At 63.8% G+C, this 14,500-nt stretch carries 15 protein-coding genes; all 15 read right to left on the bottom strand.

Translation table 11 applies throughout. From position 1 onward, the window contains the following. Window positions 1–34: 34 nt before the first annotated feature. Window positions 35–1,345, bottom strand: a complete 1,311-nt coding sequence (locus ACL0K2_RS12370) for a TRAP transporter large permease (protein ID WP_045160183.1) — start codon at window positions 1,343–1,345, stop codon at window positions 35–37. After that, complete coding sequence (locus ACL0K2_RS12365; RefSeq protein WP_045160184.1) at window positions 1,342–1,851, bottom strand: TRAP transporter small permease subunit; 510 nt, start codon at window positions 1,849–1,851, stop codon at window positions 1,342–1,344. The genes ACL0K2_RS12370 and ACL0K2_RS12365 overlap by 4 nt, the downstream gene beginning before the upstream one ends. 43 nt (window positions 1,852–1,894) lie before the next feature. Next, the gene (gene dctP / locus ACL0K2_RS12360) at window positions 1,895–2,944 is read right to left on the bottom strand and encodes a TRAP transporter substrate-binding protein DctP (protein ID WP_045160185.1); all 1,050 of its coding nucleotides are present in this window, start codon (window positions 2,942–2,944) and stop codon (window positions 1,895–1,897) included. 76 nt (window positions 2,945–3,020) lie between these two features. Beyond that, window positions 3,021–3,938, bottom strand: coding sequence for a dihydrodipicolinate synthase family protein (locus ACL0K2_RS12355; protein WP_045160186.1), 918 nt, complete (start codon window positions 3,936–3,938; stop codon window positions 3,021–3,023). Window positions 3,939–4,031: 93 nt separating this feature from the next. Continuing rightward, window positions 4,032–5,069: a trans-3-hydroxy-L-proline dehydratase gene (locus ACL0K2_RS12350; protein WP_045160187.1), complete on the bottom strand. Its 1,038-nt coding sequence runs from the start codon at window positions 5,067–5,069 to the stop codon at window positions 4,032–4,034. A 10-nt stretch (window positions 5,070–5,079) separates the two neighbouring features. Next, entirely contained in the window at window positions 5,080–5,802 is a 723-nt protein-coding gene (locus ACL0K2_RS12345) for an amino acid ABC transporter ATP-binding protein (RefSeq protein ID WP_045160188.1), read from the bottom strand. Beyond that, window positions 5,799–6,443 (bottom strand): amino acid ABC transporter permease, encoded by a 645-nt coding sequence (locus tag ACL0K2_RS12340; protein ID WP_045160189.1) that lies wholly within the window; start codon window positions 6,441–6,443, stop codon window positions 5,799–5,801. The genes ACL0K2_RS12345 and ACL0K2_RS12340 overlap by 4 nt, the downstream gene beginning before the upstream one ends. A gap of 10 nt (window positions 6,444–6,453) precedes the next feature. Then, window positions 6,454–7,119 (bottom strand): amino acid ABC transporter permease, encoded by a 666-nt coding sequence (locus tag ACL0K2_RS12335; protein WP_045160190.1) that lies wholly within the window; start codon window positions 7,117–7,119, stop codon window positions 6,454–6,456. Between the two features lie 3 nt (window positions 7,120–7,122). After that, entirely contained in the window at window positions 7,123–8,910 is a 1,788-nt protein-coding gene (locus tag ACL0K2_RS12330) for an aconitase X (RefSeq protein ID WP_413042747.1), read from the bottom strand. Between the two features lie 13 nt (window positions 8,911–8,923). Continuing rightward, complete coding sequence (locus tag ACL0K2_RS12325) at window positions 8,924–9,733, bottom strand: transporter substrate-binding domain-containing protein (protein ID WP_045160192.1); 810 nt, start codon at window positions 9,731–9,733, stop codon at window positions 8,924–8,926. A 268-nt stretch (window positions 9,734–10,001) separates the two neighbouring features. Beyond that, window positions 10,002–10,769, bottom strand: coding sequence for an AraC family transcriptional regulator (locus ACL0K2_RS12320; protein ID WP_045160193.1), 768 nt, complete (start codon window positions 10,767–10,769; stop codon window positions 10,002–10,004). 65 nt (window positions 10,770–10,834) lie between these two features. Further along, the gene (locus ACL0K2_RS12315; RefSeq protein ID WP_045160194.1) at window positions 10,835–12,112 is read right to left on the bottom strand and encodes an FAD/NAD(P)-binding oxidoreductase; all 1,278 of its coding nucleotides are present in this window, start codon (window positions 12,110–12,112) and stop codon (window positions 10,835–10,837) included. After that, window positions 12,109–12,345, bottom strand: coding sequence for a (2Fe-2S)-binding protein (locus ACL0K2_RS12310; RefSeq protein WP_045160195.1), 237 nt, complete (start codon window positions 12,343–12,345; stop codon window positions 12,109–12,111). Before ACL0K2_RS12310 ends, ACL0K2_RS12315 begins: the two co-directional genes overlap by 4 nt. Then, entirely contained in the window at window positions 12,342–13,487 is a 1,146-nt protein-coding gene (locus ACL0K2_RS12305; protein ID WP_413042746.1) for an NAD(P)/FAD-dependent oxidoreductase, read from the bottom strand. The genes ACL0K2_RS12310 and ACL0K2_RS12305 overlap by 4 nt, the downstream gene beginning before the upstream one ends. Further along, window positions 13,484–14,482, bottom strand: coding sequence for a proline racemase family protein (locus ACL0K2_RS12300; protein WP_413042745.1), 999 nt, complete (start codon window positions 14,480–14,482; stop codon window positions 13,484–13,486). Before ACL0K2_RS12300 ends, ACL0K2_RS12305 begins: the two co-directional genes overlap by 4 nt. Window positions 14,483–14,500 lie beyond the last annotated feature (18 nt).

Raw genomic sequence — 14,500 nt, 5'->3', positions numbered from 1 at the left:
TTTCTCCTCTAAATGAATCCCAAGGGGTAGCGGTTCAGAACAGTTGCCTCGGCAGCCAGGTGGCGATGCCCGGTACGGCGAGGATGATCAGGAACAGCAGCAGCTGAATGGCGATGAACGGCAGAACGCCCTTGTACATGTGACCGTAGCTCATATCCGGCGGCGCGATCGAACGCAGGTAGAAGATCGACGGAGCCAGCGGCGGCGTCAGGTAGGCCGTTTGCACCACTACCATGAACATCACCGCGAACCAGATCGGATCGATCCCTGCCAGCTTCACCAACGGCATGAAGATCGGTACGAAAATCAGCACGATCGAAATCCAGTCCAGCACCATGCCGGCGATCAGCACGATGGCCATCAGCGCCAGGATCAGCCAATAAGGGCTCAGGTCCATCGCGCCCATGAAATCGGCGAGCATCCAGCCACCGCCGCTGGCGGCGAAGATCGCGGTGAACATGGTGCCGCCGGTAACGATCAGCATGATCATGGCTGTGATGGTGATGGTTGAGACCAACGCCTCGATCAGCCGGGCCACGCTCAATTCGCGAAAGCACAGCGCCAGCAAGGCCGCACCGAACGCACCGACCGCGGCGGATTCGGTGGGCGAGGCGATCCCGGCAAGCATCGAGCCGAGCACGGCGAAGATCAGCAGGAACGGCGGAATCAGCGCCTTGAGCGTGATCGCCAGCTTTTCCATCAGCGGCGTGGCCTGCATCGCCGGCACGGCGGGGGCCAGCGAAGGTGTGATCCAGCAGCGCACGCCGATGTAGAGCAGGAACAACGCCAGCATCAGCACACCAGGAATCAGTGTCGCGGCGAACAGCTGGCCGATCGATAGCTGCGCCATCGAGGCGTACACCACGACGATCACCGATGGCGGGATAATGGTGCCAAGCGAGCCGCCTGCGCAGATGGTGCCGGCGATCAGCGAGCGGTCGTAGTGGTATTTGCTCATGGCCGGGATGGCCATCATGCCGACGACGATTTCAACTGCGCCGACGATCCCCGAGCTGGCGGCGAAGATGCCGCACATCAACATGGTCGACATCGCCAGGCCACCGGAAAAGCCGCCGAGCCAGAGCTGCAGCGCCTCGTACAGCCGCCGGGCCAGGCCGCTGCGCTCGAGGATTGCACCCATCAGCACGAACAACGGGATCGCGGAGAGCGAAAAGTTGGTCGAGGCCTGCAGCAGCGAGCCGAACATCTGCTGGAAGATGTTTTCGCCGAACAGCAGCATGCCGAACAGAGCTGACACGGTGATCAGCGAAAACGAAACCGGAATGCCGAGAAAGATGAAGACGAACAGCATCGCGAACATCAACAGCGGGATGAAATCCATCATTCGGGCATTCCCCCGCTGGGCTGCTTCTGGTCGGTGAAGTAGCGGTAGGCGTCGACCAGCACCTGCAGGGTCAGTGCAGCCAGGCCGATGGCCAGAGCGCTGTAGAACGGCCAGATCAGCGGTGCCCAGGGGCTGACGTGTTCGACCTCGCCGGTGACGAAGGCGTGCCAGGTGCGTTTGCCGGCCGTCCAGGTCAGGGCGCCAAGAATGGGGGCGAACAACAGCAGGTAGAACAGGCCGTTGATCCAGCGCTGCACGGCCGGCTTGAGCCGCGAGGCGAGAAAGTCGATGCGCACGTGGGCGTCGATCTTCAGCGCATAGGCGCAGCCGAGAATGAACATGGCGCCATTGAGCATGTAGGAGATGTCGAAGGCCCAGAGCGTCGGCGCGTTCAGCACGTAACGCGAGAACACTTCGAAGATCATCGCCAGCACCAGTAACAGCGCCATGGCCGCCGCGACCCAGAGCAGGGCGGTGCCCGGCCAGTCGAAACAATTGCGCTTCATTGAACCTCCAGGCCGGCCGCCACTGGGCGGCCGGCGGCGTTGCTCAGTGACGGTACAGGTAGGACGAGTTGTCCGACCAGCGCTTCATGTAGTCCTGGTAGTCCTTGAGGATCGCCTTGGCGTCAGTCTTCCCTGCGGCGCGTGCCTCGATCTGTGAGGTGACCAGGTCATTGCCGCGCTTGGCCAGATCCTCAATCGCTGCCGGATCCAGCCGGAGGATCTCGATGCCGGCGTCCTTGTAGGTCTGCATGGCTTTCATGTCGGCGTCGAGGAAGTGAAAGTAGCTCTGCATCGTGGTCAGCTTGGCCGCCGCTTCGAGCTTGGCCTGGGTGTCCTTGTCCAGCGAGTCCCAGCTCTTGGTGGTCATGAAAAATTCCCAGACGAACGACGGCTGGTGCACGCCCGGCGTGAGAATGTAGGGCGCGACCTCGTGAAAGCCCTCGGTGAGGTTGGCGCCCGGCGTTGCCCACTCAATGGCGTCCACGCCCTTGCGTTGCAGCAGCGTGTAGATCTCGCCTGGCGGCACCACCGTTGGCGAGGCGCCGACCTGCTTGACCACTTCGGCCCAGGCGCCGGCAGTGCGGTACTTCACGCCCTTGAAATCTTCCAGGCTTTGAATCTTCTTGTTCGAGTGGGCAAGGATCTCGGTGCTGCCGACGCCGACCACCATCGAGTGCAGGCCCATCTCCTTCTCACGGTATTCCTGCAGGTATTTCAAGCCATTGCCCTCGTACAGCCAGGACAGCGTCTCTTCGCCGGACATGCCGCCCGGGTAGCTGGCGAACACGTTGTTCAACGGGTCCTGATTGACCAGGTAAGTGGAGGTGGAGTGCCCAGCCTTGAGTACGCCGTTCTGTACCGATTCGAAGACCTGCAGCGCCGGGACGATCACCCCGGCGCCGACCGGGCGGATCTTCACCTCGCCATCGGTCAGCAGGTCAGCGTTCTTGGCGAAGCGCACCAGGAAATTCTCGAAGAAGAAACTGCCTTCCGGCACCGAAGTTGGCACCGTGTAAGTCTCGGCGGCCTGGGTGCCGGCGCACGCCAGGGCCAGGCCGAAGACGGCGAACAGATGGGCTTTTTTCAGTTGCATGGCGAAACCTCTCATGGCGAGTCAGGGGCCTGGCCGCAGGCGCGGCACAGGCAGGTTGCGGCAGGGGCGGAACGGCTCACAGGCCTACGTCGGGCAGCGTCGGACGATTGGCCATGGCTTTGGCCATGATCTGTTCGACGTACTGACGGTCAGCATCGGGTAGGGCCAGGCGTGGTGGGCGAGTCAGGGCACTGCCGCGGCCGGCGATGGCTTCGCAGAGCTTGATGCATTGCACCAGGTCGGCACGGGCGTCGAGATGGAGGATCGGCATCAGCCATTCGTAGATCGGCATGGCCTCGGCGAAACGGCCGGCTTTGGCCAGTCGGAAAATGGTTTCGCCTTCCTTGGGGAACACGTTCGACATGCCCGACACCCAGCCCTCGGCGCCCACGGCGATGCTTTCCAGCACCACGTCATCGAGGCCGGCGAACAGCACGAAGCGGTCGCCAACTTCGTTGCGCACATCGATGAAGCGGCGGGTGTCGCCCGAGGAGTCCTTGAAGCAGACCACGTTGTCGCAGTCGGACAGCGAGATGAGGATGTCCGGCGTGACGTCGTTTTTGTAGATCGGTGGGTTGTTGTAGACCATCAGCGGTACATCGGCATTCTTCGCCACGTAGCGGTAGTGCTCGGCGGTCTCGAACGGCTTGGAGCCGTAGACCAGCGCCGGCATCAGCATCACGCCGTCGACGCCGACCCGCTTCACCGCATTGGCGACCTTCGCCGCTTGCACGCTGGTGAACTCGGCCACGCCGCAAATTACCGGCACGCGGCCTTTGGAGGCGTCCACGGCGACCTCGGTGACGGCGATCTTTTCTTCTGTGCTCAGCGAGGTGTTCTCGCCTACCGAGCCGCAGACCACCAGCCCTGACACGCCGTCACGGATGACGTTGGAGATGACCTTGTGGGTTTGTTCAAGGTTGATGGAAAAGTCATCGTTAAATTGCGTAGTAACGGCGGGGAAGACCCCGCTCCAGTTGACTCGTTTGCTCATGTTTGTCTCCCGTCTTATGGTATTTCGTATACGTTGTGCTTCGTGTAAAGAAGGCATCCCTGCTCCGTCGCGCCCGAAGGACGGGCGTCTGTTCTACTGCTGTTTGGCTCCCGGCCAGGTGTCGGAGAGCCGATAGCCTTCCGGCCAAGGGTCGTCCGGGTCGAGCATGTGTTGGTGCGTGCCGGTGATCCAGGCACGTCCCGAGATGCACGGATAGATCGCTGGCTGGCCGGCCAGCTCGGTCAGCGAATCGATGCGGCAATGGAACTCCGAACCGAGGATCGAGCGTCCGATGAAGGGCTCGCCCACGGCCAGCTGTTCCTTGGCATGCAGCACCGCCATGCGCGCCGAACAACCGGTGCCGGTCGGCGAGCGGTCGATCTTGCCCGGCTGGATGACCACGGCGTTTGCACCGGTGGCCACGCCTTGCTCGCGGACCACCGGGGCGGCCAGCTGGCAGAAAGAGATATGCGCCCAATCCGGGTTGCTCGGGTGGACGAAACCGAGCTGCTCGTTGGCCGCGCGGGTGATCTTCAACCCCGTGGCGACCAGATCGGCCGCCTCGTCGGGACGGATGCTGAAGCCCAGCGCCTGAGCGTCGGCGATCACGAAACTGTCACCGCCATAGGCTGTGTCGACCTTGAGCGTGCCGAGGCCTTCGACTTCGAGCATGGCGTCGAGCTTGTCGGCGAAGGAAGGCACGTTCCGCACCTCGACCCGCTCGACCTTGCCGTTACGGCACTGGGCGACCACGTCGATCAGCCCGCCCGGCGCTTCGAGCGTCAGCCGTGTTTCCGGCTCGGTCATCGGCAGGATGCCGCTGTCCAGCAGTACCGTGGCGACACACAGTGAGTTGGAGCCGGACATCGGAGGTGTGTCGGCCGGCTCCATGATGATCCAGCCCATCTGCGCGCGCGGGTTCTTTGGCGGGACCAGCAGATTGACGTGACGGAACACCCCGCCGCGCGGCTCGTTGAGCATGAAGTTGCGCAGGGTTTCGTCACGAGCGATCCAGCGGGACTGCTCCCACAGCGTGTCGCCCGGTGGTGGGGCGACGCCGCCGATGATGACGTCACCGACTTCACCCTCGGCGTGGCAACTGACGACGTGTATGACCTTGCTCGAACGCATGCGATCTCCCCTAAATCACCGACTTCAGGAAAGCCGCGGTTTCCGGCTTCTGCGGGTTGCTAATGACCTGATCGGGCGGGCCGATCTCGTGCACCAGGCCATCACGGAAGAACGCGACCCGATCGGACACCTCGCGAGCAAAGCCCATCTCATGGGTTACCAGCACCATGGTCATGCCGTCTTCAGCGAGCAGGCGCATAGTGTCGAGCACCTCGCCAACAAGCTGTGGATCCAGGGCCGAAGTGGCTTCGTCGAACAGCATGTAATCAGGCGACATGGCCAGTGCGCGGGCGATGGCCATGCGTTGCTGTTGGCCGCCGGACAGCTTGCTGGGGAATACCTTCAGCTTGTCCGCCAAGCCGACATGGGTGAGTTGCTTGACCGCCAGTTCTTCGGCTTCGGCGCGGCTTTTGCCGAGTACCTTGCGTGGCGCCAGCATCACGTTTTCCAGCACCGTCAGATGCGGGAAGGCGTTCCATTGCTGGAAAACGATGCCGATCTTCTGCCGCAGCTTGTTGATGTCGGTGCCCTTAGCGTGCACTTCGGTGCCATCGACACGGATCGAACCGCTCTTGATCGATTCCAGCCCGTTGATGCACATCAGCAGGGTCGACTTGCCCGAGCCCGAGCCACCAATGATCGAGACCACCTCACCCTTGTTGACGGTCAGGTCGACGCCCTTGATCACTTCGAGCTCGCCGAAGGACTTGTGCACCTTTTCGATCTCAATCATTGCTGCCACCTTTTTTCCAGCCGGGCGCCCAGGCGAGCGACCACCAGGCTCATGACGTAGTAGATGAGTCCCGCGATGCAGAGCACCAGCAGCGGCTCCTGAATGCGCGTGACAATGGTCTGCGAGGCGCGTAGCAGCTCGATGATGCCGATCCACATCACCAGCGCGGTGTCCTTCATTACCGACAGCACCAGATTGACCCAGCCTGGAAAGGCGACGCGGGTCGCGACCGGCAAGACGATATAGCGCAGGTCCTGCCAATAGGTCAGGCCCAGCGAGCGACTGGCCAGACGCAAGCTGCCCGGCACCGCCAGCACGCCGCCGCGCACCACTTCGGTGAAAAAGGCCGCGGCGTAGATTCCCAGCACCACGCAGCCGACGGTGAAGGCGCTCCAGTCCAGCCCGACGATGCTTTTCAGGGCGTTGAACAGGACGAACTGGATCAGAAGCGGCACGCTGCGAAAGATGTCCAGGAACCAGGCCAGCGGCAGACTTGCCCGGGGAAACAGCGCGCGAATCACGCCGAAGACGATGCCGGCAATGGTGCCCAGCAGCATCGCCCAGAAGGTCAGCATCAAGGTCACACCGGCGCCCTTGAGCAGGAACAGCAGATCGGTTGAGGTCAGGCTGGTATCAAACATGCTCGGATCCTCAGTAGCGGAACAGCCGCCAGGCCATCAGCCGGGCCACCCCTACGATCAGCTTGGCGATCAGGTAATAGATCACGGCGGCCAGGGCAAAATATTCGAAGGTGCGGAAGGTCTTGACGTTGTAGTCCTGGGTCACGCCGGTGAGGTCGTTGTTCAAGCCGACGATCACGCCCAGCGAGGTCATCAGCACGGCCCAGACCATCTGGTTGGAGAGCGGGTGGAAGACGATGCGCAGCAATTGAGGAATGACGATCAGCCGGTACGCCTGGAACGCACTCATGCCCAGCGATCGCGCGGCGCGCATCTGCGTATCCGGCACTGCTTTCAGGCCGCCGCGGAAGTTTTCCGCCAGGTAACCGGCGTTGTTGAAGGTGATGCCGGCAAGCAGCGCCGCCCAGGAGCTGATGTGCCAACCGAAGGCGCCGAGGCCGAAATACAGCGCGTAGATCTGGAACAGCGATGGCGTGTTGCGTGCCACCGAGACCCAGGCGCTGCCAACGCCTTTGAGCAGCGGGTTGCGGGTCTCGCGCATGGCGGTCAGCACCAGTGCGATGAGCACGCCGAAAATCATCGACAGCGCGGCGGTCTCGAAGGTGACCACCGCGCCGGCGAGCATATCCGGCAGGGCGCGGAAGGCGGGCCGCCAATGGAAGGTGTAGTCGAACATCGCTCAGTGCACTCCTTCGATGTCGGCAGCGGTAAGCCAGCGCGGCAGGCGACCACTGGTTTGGCCGCTGCAGGCGGTATCGACGCATTCGGCCAGGCTGCCGAAGCGCACCTGCCGGCCAACCAGACCGGGCGCGTAATGGGCGTATTTGCCTGAGTTGGTCATCAGGGTGCGTGTGGTTGGGGGCAAGACCGGCGCTTCGATCATGCACCAGCAGGTGTCGGTGATGATCTGCACGCCGAAGTGCTCGAGTACCCGCAGATGGCCCGCTGCACTGGCTTGGCGCTGGATATCGCGGCCGCAGGTGACCAGCACGGCCACATCGGCATGCTTGACCTTGCCTTCGCAGAGCTGTGCGAGGCGGGCGAATTCGCTCAACGAGAAATGCGGATTGCCCAGGCTGATCAATTCGACGGCTGCGAATTCACCGCTGTCCAGTTCGCGCCAGCTGGCCAGTAAATCAGCATGTCGGATGGAGAGGGTGCGGGCTGGCGCTTGGCCGCCCAGGGCAGCCTCGGCCGATGGCGCTTCCGGTGTAACGCCAACGATATGAAACATCGGCGCTGCCGAGGTGGTGGCGAAGGCAGCGCCAAAGGCCTTGAGGTCGTCGAGCGTCGGTTCGCGTTGTTCGAGCCCGCAGATCACCGGGATGTCGCTGCCGCAGAGCAGGCCGAGGTGATAGCCCAGCAGCGGGTAGAAGGCGTCATCCAGATCCTGCAGCGCAGGCAGGTCGATACGCAGTGTGGCGTGGCGCTGATCGGCCAGGTGGCAGCCCGTCAGCGGCGCGCGGCCGGTCAGGGCGATGCAGATATCCAGGAAGTCGGGGTACTTCAACGTGCGCGCACCCAGCACGCTATTGGCATACACCACGGCATTGGATTCCGCCCAGACGACCTGCTCACCGGCGCTTGGCGCGCTGTCGAGCAGATAGGGCGCGCAGGTGAAACTGGCGCTGGCGCCCATTTCGACATAGGCGTCGGCCAACTGGCTGGCCGGCTCGCCGAACGTGGCGGCGACGCCCATCTGTCGCCAGTGGCGCTGATCCACAGAGATCGAATTGAGGGTGGTCGGGACCTTCACCTGCCCGCCCCAGTCGGCCAGCTGCCGTGCGAACCTGAGACTCGCCGGCCCGGTATAGATGCAGCCGTCGATATGCGCCTGGGTGATATCCACCAGCTCCCGCGCGCCTTGGAGTTCGGCCATGCGCAACAGGATTTGCATGGCCGCCTGAGTGGCCTTGCCATGCTCACCGGCGAGCATGGCCTGGTCCTGCGCGTTCAAGGTAATGCTTGCCGGTAAGGGGTATTCGGGAGCCGTCGAAGCGGTCCATTCATCTTTTGGCAGCTCGGCGAAGCCCTCCACCCGGCCGTTTTCGATGCGCAGGTAGCGGGCGTCGCGCAGCGCCGCGAAGGCTTGCGAACCGATGCTCACCACCGGTAGCGAACGGCCGAACAGTTGCTGCGCCACCAGTACGCCGAGGGTGAGAATCTCCTCTGCTTCGGCGAAGACCAGCGCGGCCGGTGCATGACCGTTGAGGATGAGCTCCAGCAGGACACTGCTGCCGGTGCAGGACCCACGCCCGCTGGGAATCGCCAACACCTGGCCGGCGATGACCTGACCGTTGAGCGGGTGGTGACGGTCGATCACTTCGCCACTCAACGGATCAACGCCGCCCCAGAAACTCAGGCCCACCTCCGCATGCAGACAGGCTGCCTGGGCACTGCCCGACACCAGGCTGCGCCCCCGGAAATTGAGCGCAGGCTGTTGGATGAGCGCGTCGCGACGAAGCATCGTTATCCGCCGATCAGTAGTAGACGCCCGGCACGGTCAGATCCACCGGTTTGCCGCCGACCCACTTTTCGTACAGCTCGGCATAGCGCCCGGAGCGCACTTGCTGATTGACGAACAGATTCAGGTAATTGACCAGGCCATACTCGCTGCGCTTGGCGGCCAGCGATACGTAGTCGATGACGTAGGGAGCGTCACCGGCGATCTTCAGACCCTTGTATTTGCCCGATTTGATGGTGGAAGCGGCGACGGTATTGGTGACCACCGTGGCGTCCACATGGCCCTGCGCGACCGCGAGAATGGTGTCGTTCTGCGACTGGTAGGCGCGGAAGCTGCCTTCGCCCCAACTCTTCACATCCTTCTCCAGCGCGATGGCTTCGAAGGTGCCGCTGGTGTTACCGACCGGGCGACCCTTGAGGTCGTCGTAGTCGTTGATGCCCGTCTCTTCGCGGGTCAGCACCACCATGTTGAAGGCGAAGTACGGAATGCTCATGCCGACCGTCTTGGCGCGCTCCAGGGTGTCCGAGGTGGAGGCGACGATCACGTCCGCGCGGCCCGAGACCAGCGCCGGGATTCGATCGGGGAAGGGTGTTTCAACCACTTCCGCATCGACTCCGAGGACCTTAGCCAGGTCGTTGCAATAGTCGACGTCGAAGCCAGCGGGCTTGTTGCCTTCATCGCGAAAGCCCATGGGTGGGAAGTCGAGGGTAACGGCGCAGCGCAGTTTGCCCGAGCCGATGATGTCGTCGAGCTTGTCGGCCTGGGCAATGGAGGTGATGGAGGCGGCAAGCAGAGCGCTAACGGCCACAACTAGGGTTTTCTTCATACAGTCCTCGTCGATGCGGTTGATCGTCCAGTTGATTCAAGCAGCTGTTTCGAGATTTCGTATACGTTATCCGCAGAGCAATAGCCGTGCCGGTCGATCCAAGCGCGACCGGCGGGCTGACCAAGTAGCCAGTAGTCTTGCCGTAAGGCGCGATCTAGAGCCGAAAGCTCTGGGGCGCCTCGAGCCATGGGAGCGAAGCGACCGTTCGTCGGATTCTGCGCGGACACGATGCACGCTGGGCTCGTCTGCTACAAATGGGAGCAGCGCGTTACCAAGTTGCCCGATGGTTGGTCGGGAGTGCGTCTCGATAGGCGCTGGGGGACAGGCCGGTCAGCGCACGGAACTGGCGGCTGAAAGCGCTGTGATCGGTATAACCGCAACGCAGGGCTATCTCGGTGATGGGCAGCGCTCCGCTAAGCAGCTCGGTTGCGGCGTCCAGCCGGGCCTTGTGGATCATCTGCCGAGGGGTGAGGCGGAATATCCGTTTGCACATTCGCTCCAGCTGCGCGACCGATAGCCCGGCGATGGTGGTCAGCTCCGACAGCCTGATGGGGCGGAAATGGTTTGCACGGATGTGGGCGTCCACTGCGGCGAGCTTGAGGTAGGCGGGGTTGTTGGCCTCAGGCGCCTGCAGGTCGATGGACACCCCGGCCATACCGATGATCGTGCCGTCGGGATCGCGTAGTGCCAGTTTGTGTGTCATGCACCAGCCCGGCTGCCGGCCCGGGTAAAGGTGCAGCTCCAGTTGATCCTGCAGGCGCAGCCCCTGGCTGAGCACACGGCGGTCCTGGTTGGTGTATTGAGCACCGAAGCCGGAGGGGAAAACCTGCTCGGCGGTCAGGCCCAGCAGCGCATTCGGCTCGCGATGCCCGCAGCGTTCGGCCAGCGTGCGGTTGGCCAGGCTGTAGCGAGCGTCGGTGTCCTTGATGAAAAACACCACCTCGGGCATGGCGTCAAGCAAGGGTGCGATCAGCTTCAGGCTGGCCAGCAATGTGGGCAGATCCGCGGGTGTGTCGGTCGAAAGCAGGGAGTGCATCGGGCGCGCTACGAGCAGGGGAAGCCCGAGGATACGATCGACAACCGGCGAATGGTAGGCATGGCTCAGGACTGTGTCTGGTGCGGGTCCGTCTGTTCGCCTTCGGCCAGGGCCATGAGCGTACCGATGCGCGCCGGACTGATCGGCTGGCGCGGTTTTGGCGGCTGCCAGCCGAACAGGAAGTCGCTGGCTGCACCGCAGATGCGCCCTTGGCAGGCGCCCATGCCGCACCGACTCTCCAGCTTGGCCTCGACCCAACTGCCGTGGCTGGCCATCGCCGAGTAGGGCACGTCCTCGCAGCGGCATACCAGCGTGTCGGGAGCGGCCAGCGTCTTCAGCCGCTCGTTCAGCCGGAAGGTTTGCCCCAGCAACTCGGCAAAGGCCTGCCAGCGTTGTCGCTCGGCGAATCTCGCCTTGGCCCGCCCGAGATCTCCGATAGCGGTGTAGCCGGCGATGCTGCCCTCGACCAGCGCCAGTTCGCTGCCGCCGAAGCCGGTGCATTCGCCGGCTGCGAAATGATCCGCCAGGCTCGTAGCCTGATAGGCGTCGACTCGAAGGGAGCGCTCGGCGAGGGCACAACCTAGTACCTGACCGAGCTCGGTGTTAGGGATCAGGCCGAAGCCACAGGCCAGACGGTCGCAGGCGATTTCCGAAACTTTGCCGTTTTGGCTCAGGCGTACCGCTTCCAGGCGCTCGGTGCCCAGTGCCGCCAGCACCTGCGTGCTACTGCGATAGTGCGCATCGCTCAACGTGATTGCCTGCAGGGCCTTACCTGGCCAGCGTGGTAAACGCGCGACGAAACCGGCGAGTGCCGTCAGTGGCGCCTGCTCGGCAATGCGCAGCAAGTGCGCGCCGGCACGTTTGGCGGTGGCCGCGCTGGCCAGCAGGAGCGGACCGCTGCCGGCGATCACCAGGCGTTGAGTGGTCACTGGCATGCCACCCTTGATCAGCGCCTGCAGCCCACCGGCGCCGGTCACGCCGGGCAACGTCCAGCCGGGAAAAGGCAGCAGCAGCTCGCGCGCGCCGGTGCAGAGGATCAATTTGTCGTAGCTGACGAGATGTCCCTGTTGCGCATCTTCGAGGAGCAATCGTTTGTCGCCGGGTGCCGCGATCACCCGTACGCCATTGCACAGCTCGATATTCGCGGCGTCCGCCAACGCCTGTCGCTGCTGCCGAGCCATGGCGGGCAACTGGGCCTGCGGCCCGTCACGCCAGATCTGTCCGCCCGGGACGGGATTGTCGTCGAGGATCGCGACACTCGCGCCGCTGGGCGCGGCGGCCAGGGCGGCGGACATTCCGGCAGGGCCGGCGCCGACAATGAGAATGTCGTAATGCGATTTCATGGACGGGTTTCCACATTCATGCCAGCGAGACAGGGCGTCTGGCAGGCCAGTCGGCGCTGGCCGTCGATACTGACCCGACATTCCTGACAGATGCCCATGCCGCACAGCGGCGCGCGGCGTTCGCCGGATACCGAGGTGCGGCTGCTACCGTCGCCGCCCAGATACAGCGCCGCGGCCACCGTGGTGCCGGGTGCGACCTGCAGCACGCGACCGTCGAGCGTGATTTCAATCATGACCCAGGCCTCCAGGCGGCAGTGGCAGATGTCGATGGCCTGTCTGATGACTGATGAAAGCGCGCTGGGCTGTAGGGCTCGATGGCCAGTGCGGGCTGTCTGCCCAGCAACTGTGCGACCAGCAATTCGGCCGTGCCGGGTGCCGTGGTCACACCCAGCCCCTCATGGCCGACAGCCAGCCACAGGCCCGGCTGCTGCGGATGCTCACCCACCAGCGGCAAGCCATCCGGGCTCGCCGCGCGAAAACCGGTCCAGCTGCGAATGGCGTTCAACCGGGCCAGGCCGGGCATGAAGTCGACGGCGCGCTTGAGCATTCGCGCCAGCATCCAGCTGTCGATCTCCGGATCGCGGGTGCCGAACTGCCGCGAAGAGCCGATGAACAATTGCCCGGTCGGGCGCGGCTGAATGTTGCAGGCCACTGATGGCCCTTGGGCGTTGTGGGCGCTGGTGACATAGCCCAGTTCGACCAGCGTGTGACTGACCTTGCCGGGGTAGCGGTCGGTGATCAGCAGGTGGCCTTTCTTCGGCTGGATCGGCAGCTCTGGGCAGAGTTCGGTCGCGTCAATCCCGTTGGCCAGCACCACTGCCTGTGCGTGCAGGAGGCTGCCGTCGCTCAGCTCGACCTGTTGGCCCTGTAGGCCCGTCACGCACGCCCGCCGCTGAACGATGCGCTTGCCGCCCTGCGCGATCAGCCAGCGCGCCGCGTTGGGCGCATAGAGAACGCCGTCGCCGCTGACTTTCAAGGCGCCATGCAGCCCACTGTGCAGTTCGGGTTCGGCTGCTCGGAGCGCTGCGCCGCCCAACAATTCGCAGCTCATGCCCTGTTCCGACAAGGTCTTGAGTTTGTGTTCGGCTACCGCCATTTCGTCATCGCTGGCGGCGAGCCAGAGGGTACCGTTGTTGCGATAGCCGCAGCTTTCGTCCATCACCCGGCCCAACTCCCGCCAACGCTGGATCGAAAAGTCACTCAGCGCCAACTCGGCCGGGTTGTCATCCAGCACCACCAGATGGCCCATGCCGGCCGCCGTCGCGCCGCTGCGCTGGGCGTCCAATAGCAGCACATCGAGGCCGTTGGCGGCCAGTTCGTGGGCGCAGGCGGCGCCGATGATGCCGGCGCCAATGATGATCACATCCGCATTCACGGATGAATGCCCCAGGCGAAGGGGTCGTCGTCCTCGATCAGCAAGGTGGCTTCGGCGCTCAGGTGCGCGCGGCCGCGGATGGTCGGCACGATACGCTCGCCGTCCGACTCGTAACTGGCCGTGAATTCGCTGCCGATGACGCTGGCCTGGCGCCAGGTTTCGCCGGGTTGCAGCTTGCCGTCCGCCGCGAGACACGCCAGCTTGGCGCTGGTGCCCGTACCGCAGGGCGAACGGTCATAGGCCTTGCCGGGGCACAGGACGAAGTTACGACTGTCGGCTCGCGGCGAAGCTGCCGCACCCGCACGGCTGTCTCTTGCCGGTGAAACGCCCGGCTGGCTACTCGCCTCGTCGGGCTCGGCAAACAGCTCGATATGGTCGATTTCGCCGCCGTCTTCGCCACGTACCCCCTGTGCTTCCAGGGCCTGGCGCACCGCCCAAGTATAGGCCGTGAGCGCCTCGATGTTGTCGCCGGCGATGCGTTGGTCGTGCTCGGCGATGAGGAAGAACCAGTTGCCACCCCAGGCGATATCGCCGGTCACCGTGCCGAGGCCTGGCACCTCGACGCTTACGGCCTTGCGGTAGCGATAGGCGGGGACGTTGCGCACGCTCACCGATCGGTCTTCATGCAGGGTCGCCTGCACCGTACCCACCGGCGTCTCGATGCGGTGAACGCCGGGCTGGATGCGTCCTAGATGCGCCAGCGACACCACCAGGCCGATGGTGCCGTGGCCGCACATGCCCAGGTAGCCGCTGTTGTTGAAGAAGATCACGCCGGCGCAGGCCGTTGGGTCTACTGGCTCGCAAAGCAGTGCGCCGACCAACACGTCGTTGCCACGGGGTTCGAGCATGGTTGCCGCACGCCAGTGATCATGCTGTTCGGCAAGCACTCGACGACGCTCGGCCATGCTGCCAGCCCCGAGCTCAGGAAAACCATCGATGACCAGCCGAGTCGGTTCGCCACCGGTGTGGCTGTCGAGAACCTGAATGCGCTTCATAGCCGCCCTGCCTGTATG

Source organism: Pseudomonas sp. YJ42, from assembly GCF_047225135.1.
GTDB classification, from domain to species: domain Bacteria; phylum Pseudomonadota; class Gammaproteobacteria; order Pseudomonadales; family Pseudomonadaceae; genus Stutzerimonas; species Stutzerimonas stutzeri_E.
This window is presented reverse-complemented; position numbering and strand designations above follow the sequence as displayed.

What these genes read in the sequence shown, in the direction of transcription:
- ACL0K2_RS12340 (WP_045160189.1), bottom strand. Translation starts at nt 6,443, where the DNA reads ATGTTTGATACCAGCCTGACCTCAACCGATCTGCTGTTCCTGCTCAAG.
- ACL0K2_RS12300 (WP_413042745.1), bottom strand. Translation starts at nt 14,482, where the DNA reads ATGAAGCGCATTCAGGTTCTCGACAGCCACACCGGTGGCGAACCGACT.
- ACL0K2_RS12370 (WP_045160183.1), bottom strand. Translation starts at nt 1,345, where the DNA reads ATGATGGATTTCATCCCGCTGTTGATGTTCGCGATGCTGTTCGTCTTC.
- ACL0K2_RS12330 (WP_413042747.1), bottom strand. Translation starts at nt 8,910, where the DNA reads ATGCTTCGTCGCGACGCGCTCATCCAACAGCCTGCGCTCAATTTCCGG.
- ACL0K2_RS12345 (WP_045160188.1), bottom strand. Translation starts at nt 5,802, where the DNA reads ATGATTGAGATCGAAAAGGTGCACAAGTCCTTCGGCGAGCTCGAAGTG.
- ACL0K2_RS12355 (WP_045160186.1), bottom strand. Translation starts at nt 3,938, where the DNA reads ATGAGCAAACGAGTCAACTGGAGCGGGGTCTTCCCCGCCGTTACTACG.
- ACL0K2_RS12335 (WP_045160190.1), bottom strand. Translation starts at nt 7,119, where the DNA reads ATGTTCGACTACACCTTCCATTGGCGGCCCGCCTTCCGCGCCCTGCCG.
- ACL0K2_RS12315 (WP_045160194.1), bottom strand. Translation starts at nt 12,112, where the DNA reads ATGAAATCGCATTACGACATTCTCATTGTCGGCGCCGGCCCTGCCGGA.
- ACL0K2_RS12350 (WP_045160187.1), bottom strand. Translation starts at nt 5,069, where the DNA reads ATGCGTTCGAGCAAGGTCATACACGTCGTCAGTTGCCACGCCGAGGGT.
- ACL0K2_RS12320 (WP_045160193.1), bottom strand. Translation starts at nt 10,769, where the DNA reads ATGCACTCCCTGCTTTCGACCGACACACCCGCGGATCTGCCCACATTG.
- ACL0K2_RS12365 (WP_045160184.1), bottom strand. Translation starts at nt 1,851, where the DNA reads ATGAAGCGCAATTGTTTCGACTGGCCGGGCACCGCCCTGCTCTGGGTC.
- ACL0K2_RS12325 (WP_045160192.1), bottom strand. Translation starts at nt 9,733, where the DNA reads ATGAAGAAAACCCTAGTTGTGGCCGTTAGCGCTCTGCTTGCCGCCTCC.
- dctP (WP_045160185.1), bottom strand. Translation starts at nt 2,944, where the DNA reads ATGCAACTGAAAAAAGCCCATCTGTTCGCCGTCTTCGGCCTGGCCCTG.
- ACL0K2_RS12310 (WP_045160195.1), bottom strand. Translation starts at nt 12,345, where the DNA reads ATGATTGAAATCACGCTCGACGGTCGCGTGCTGCAGGTCGCACCCGGC.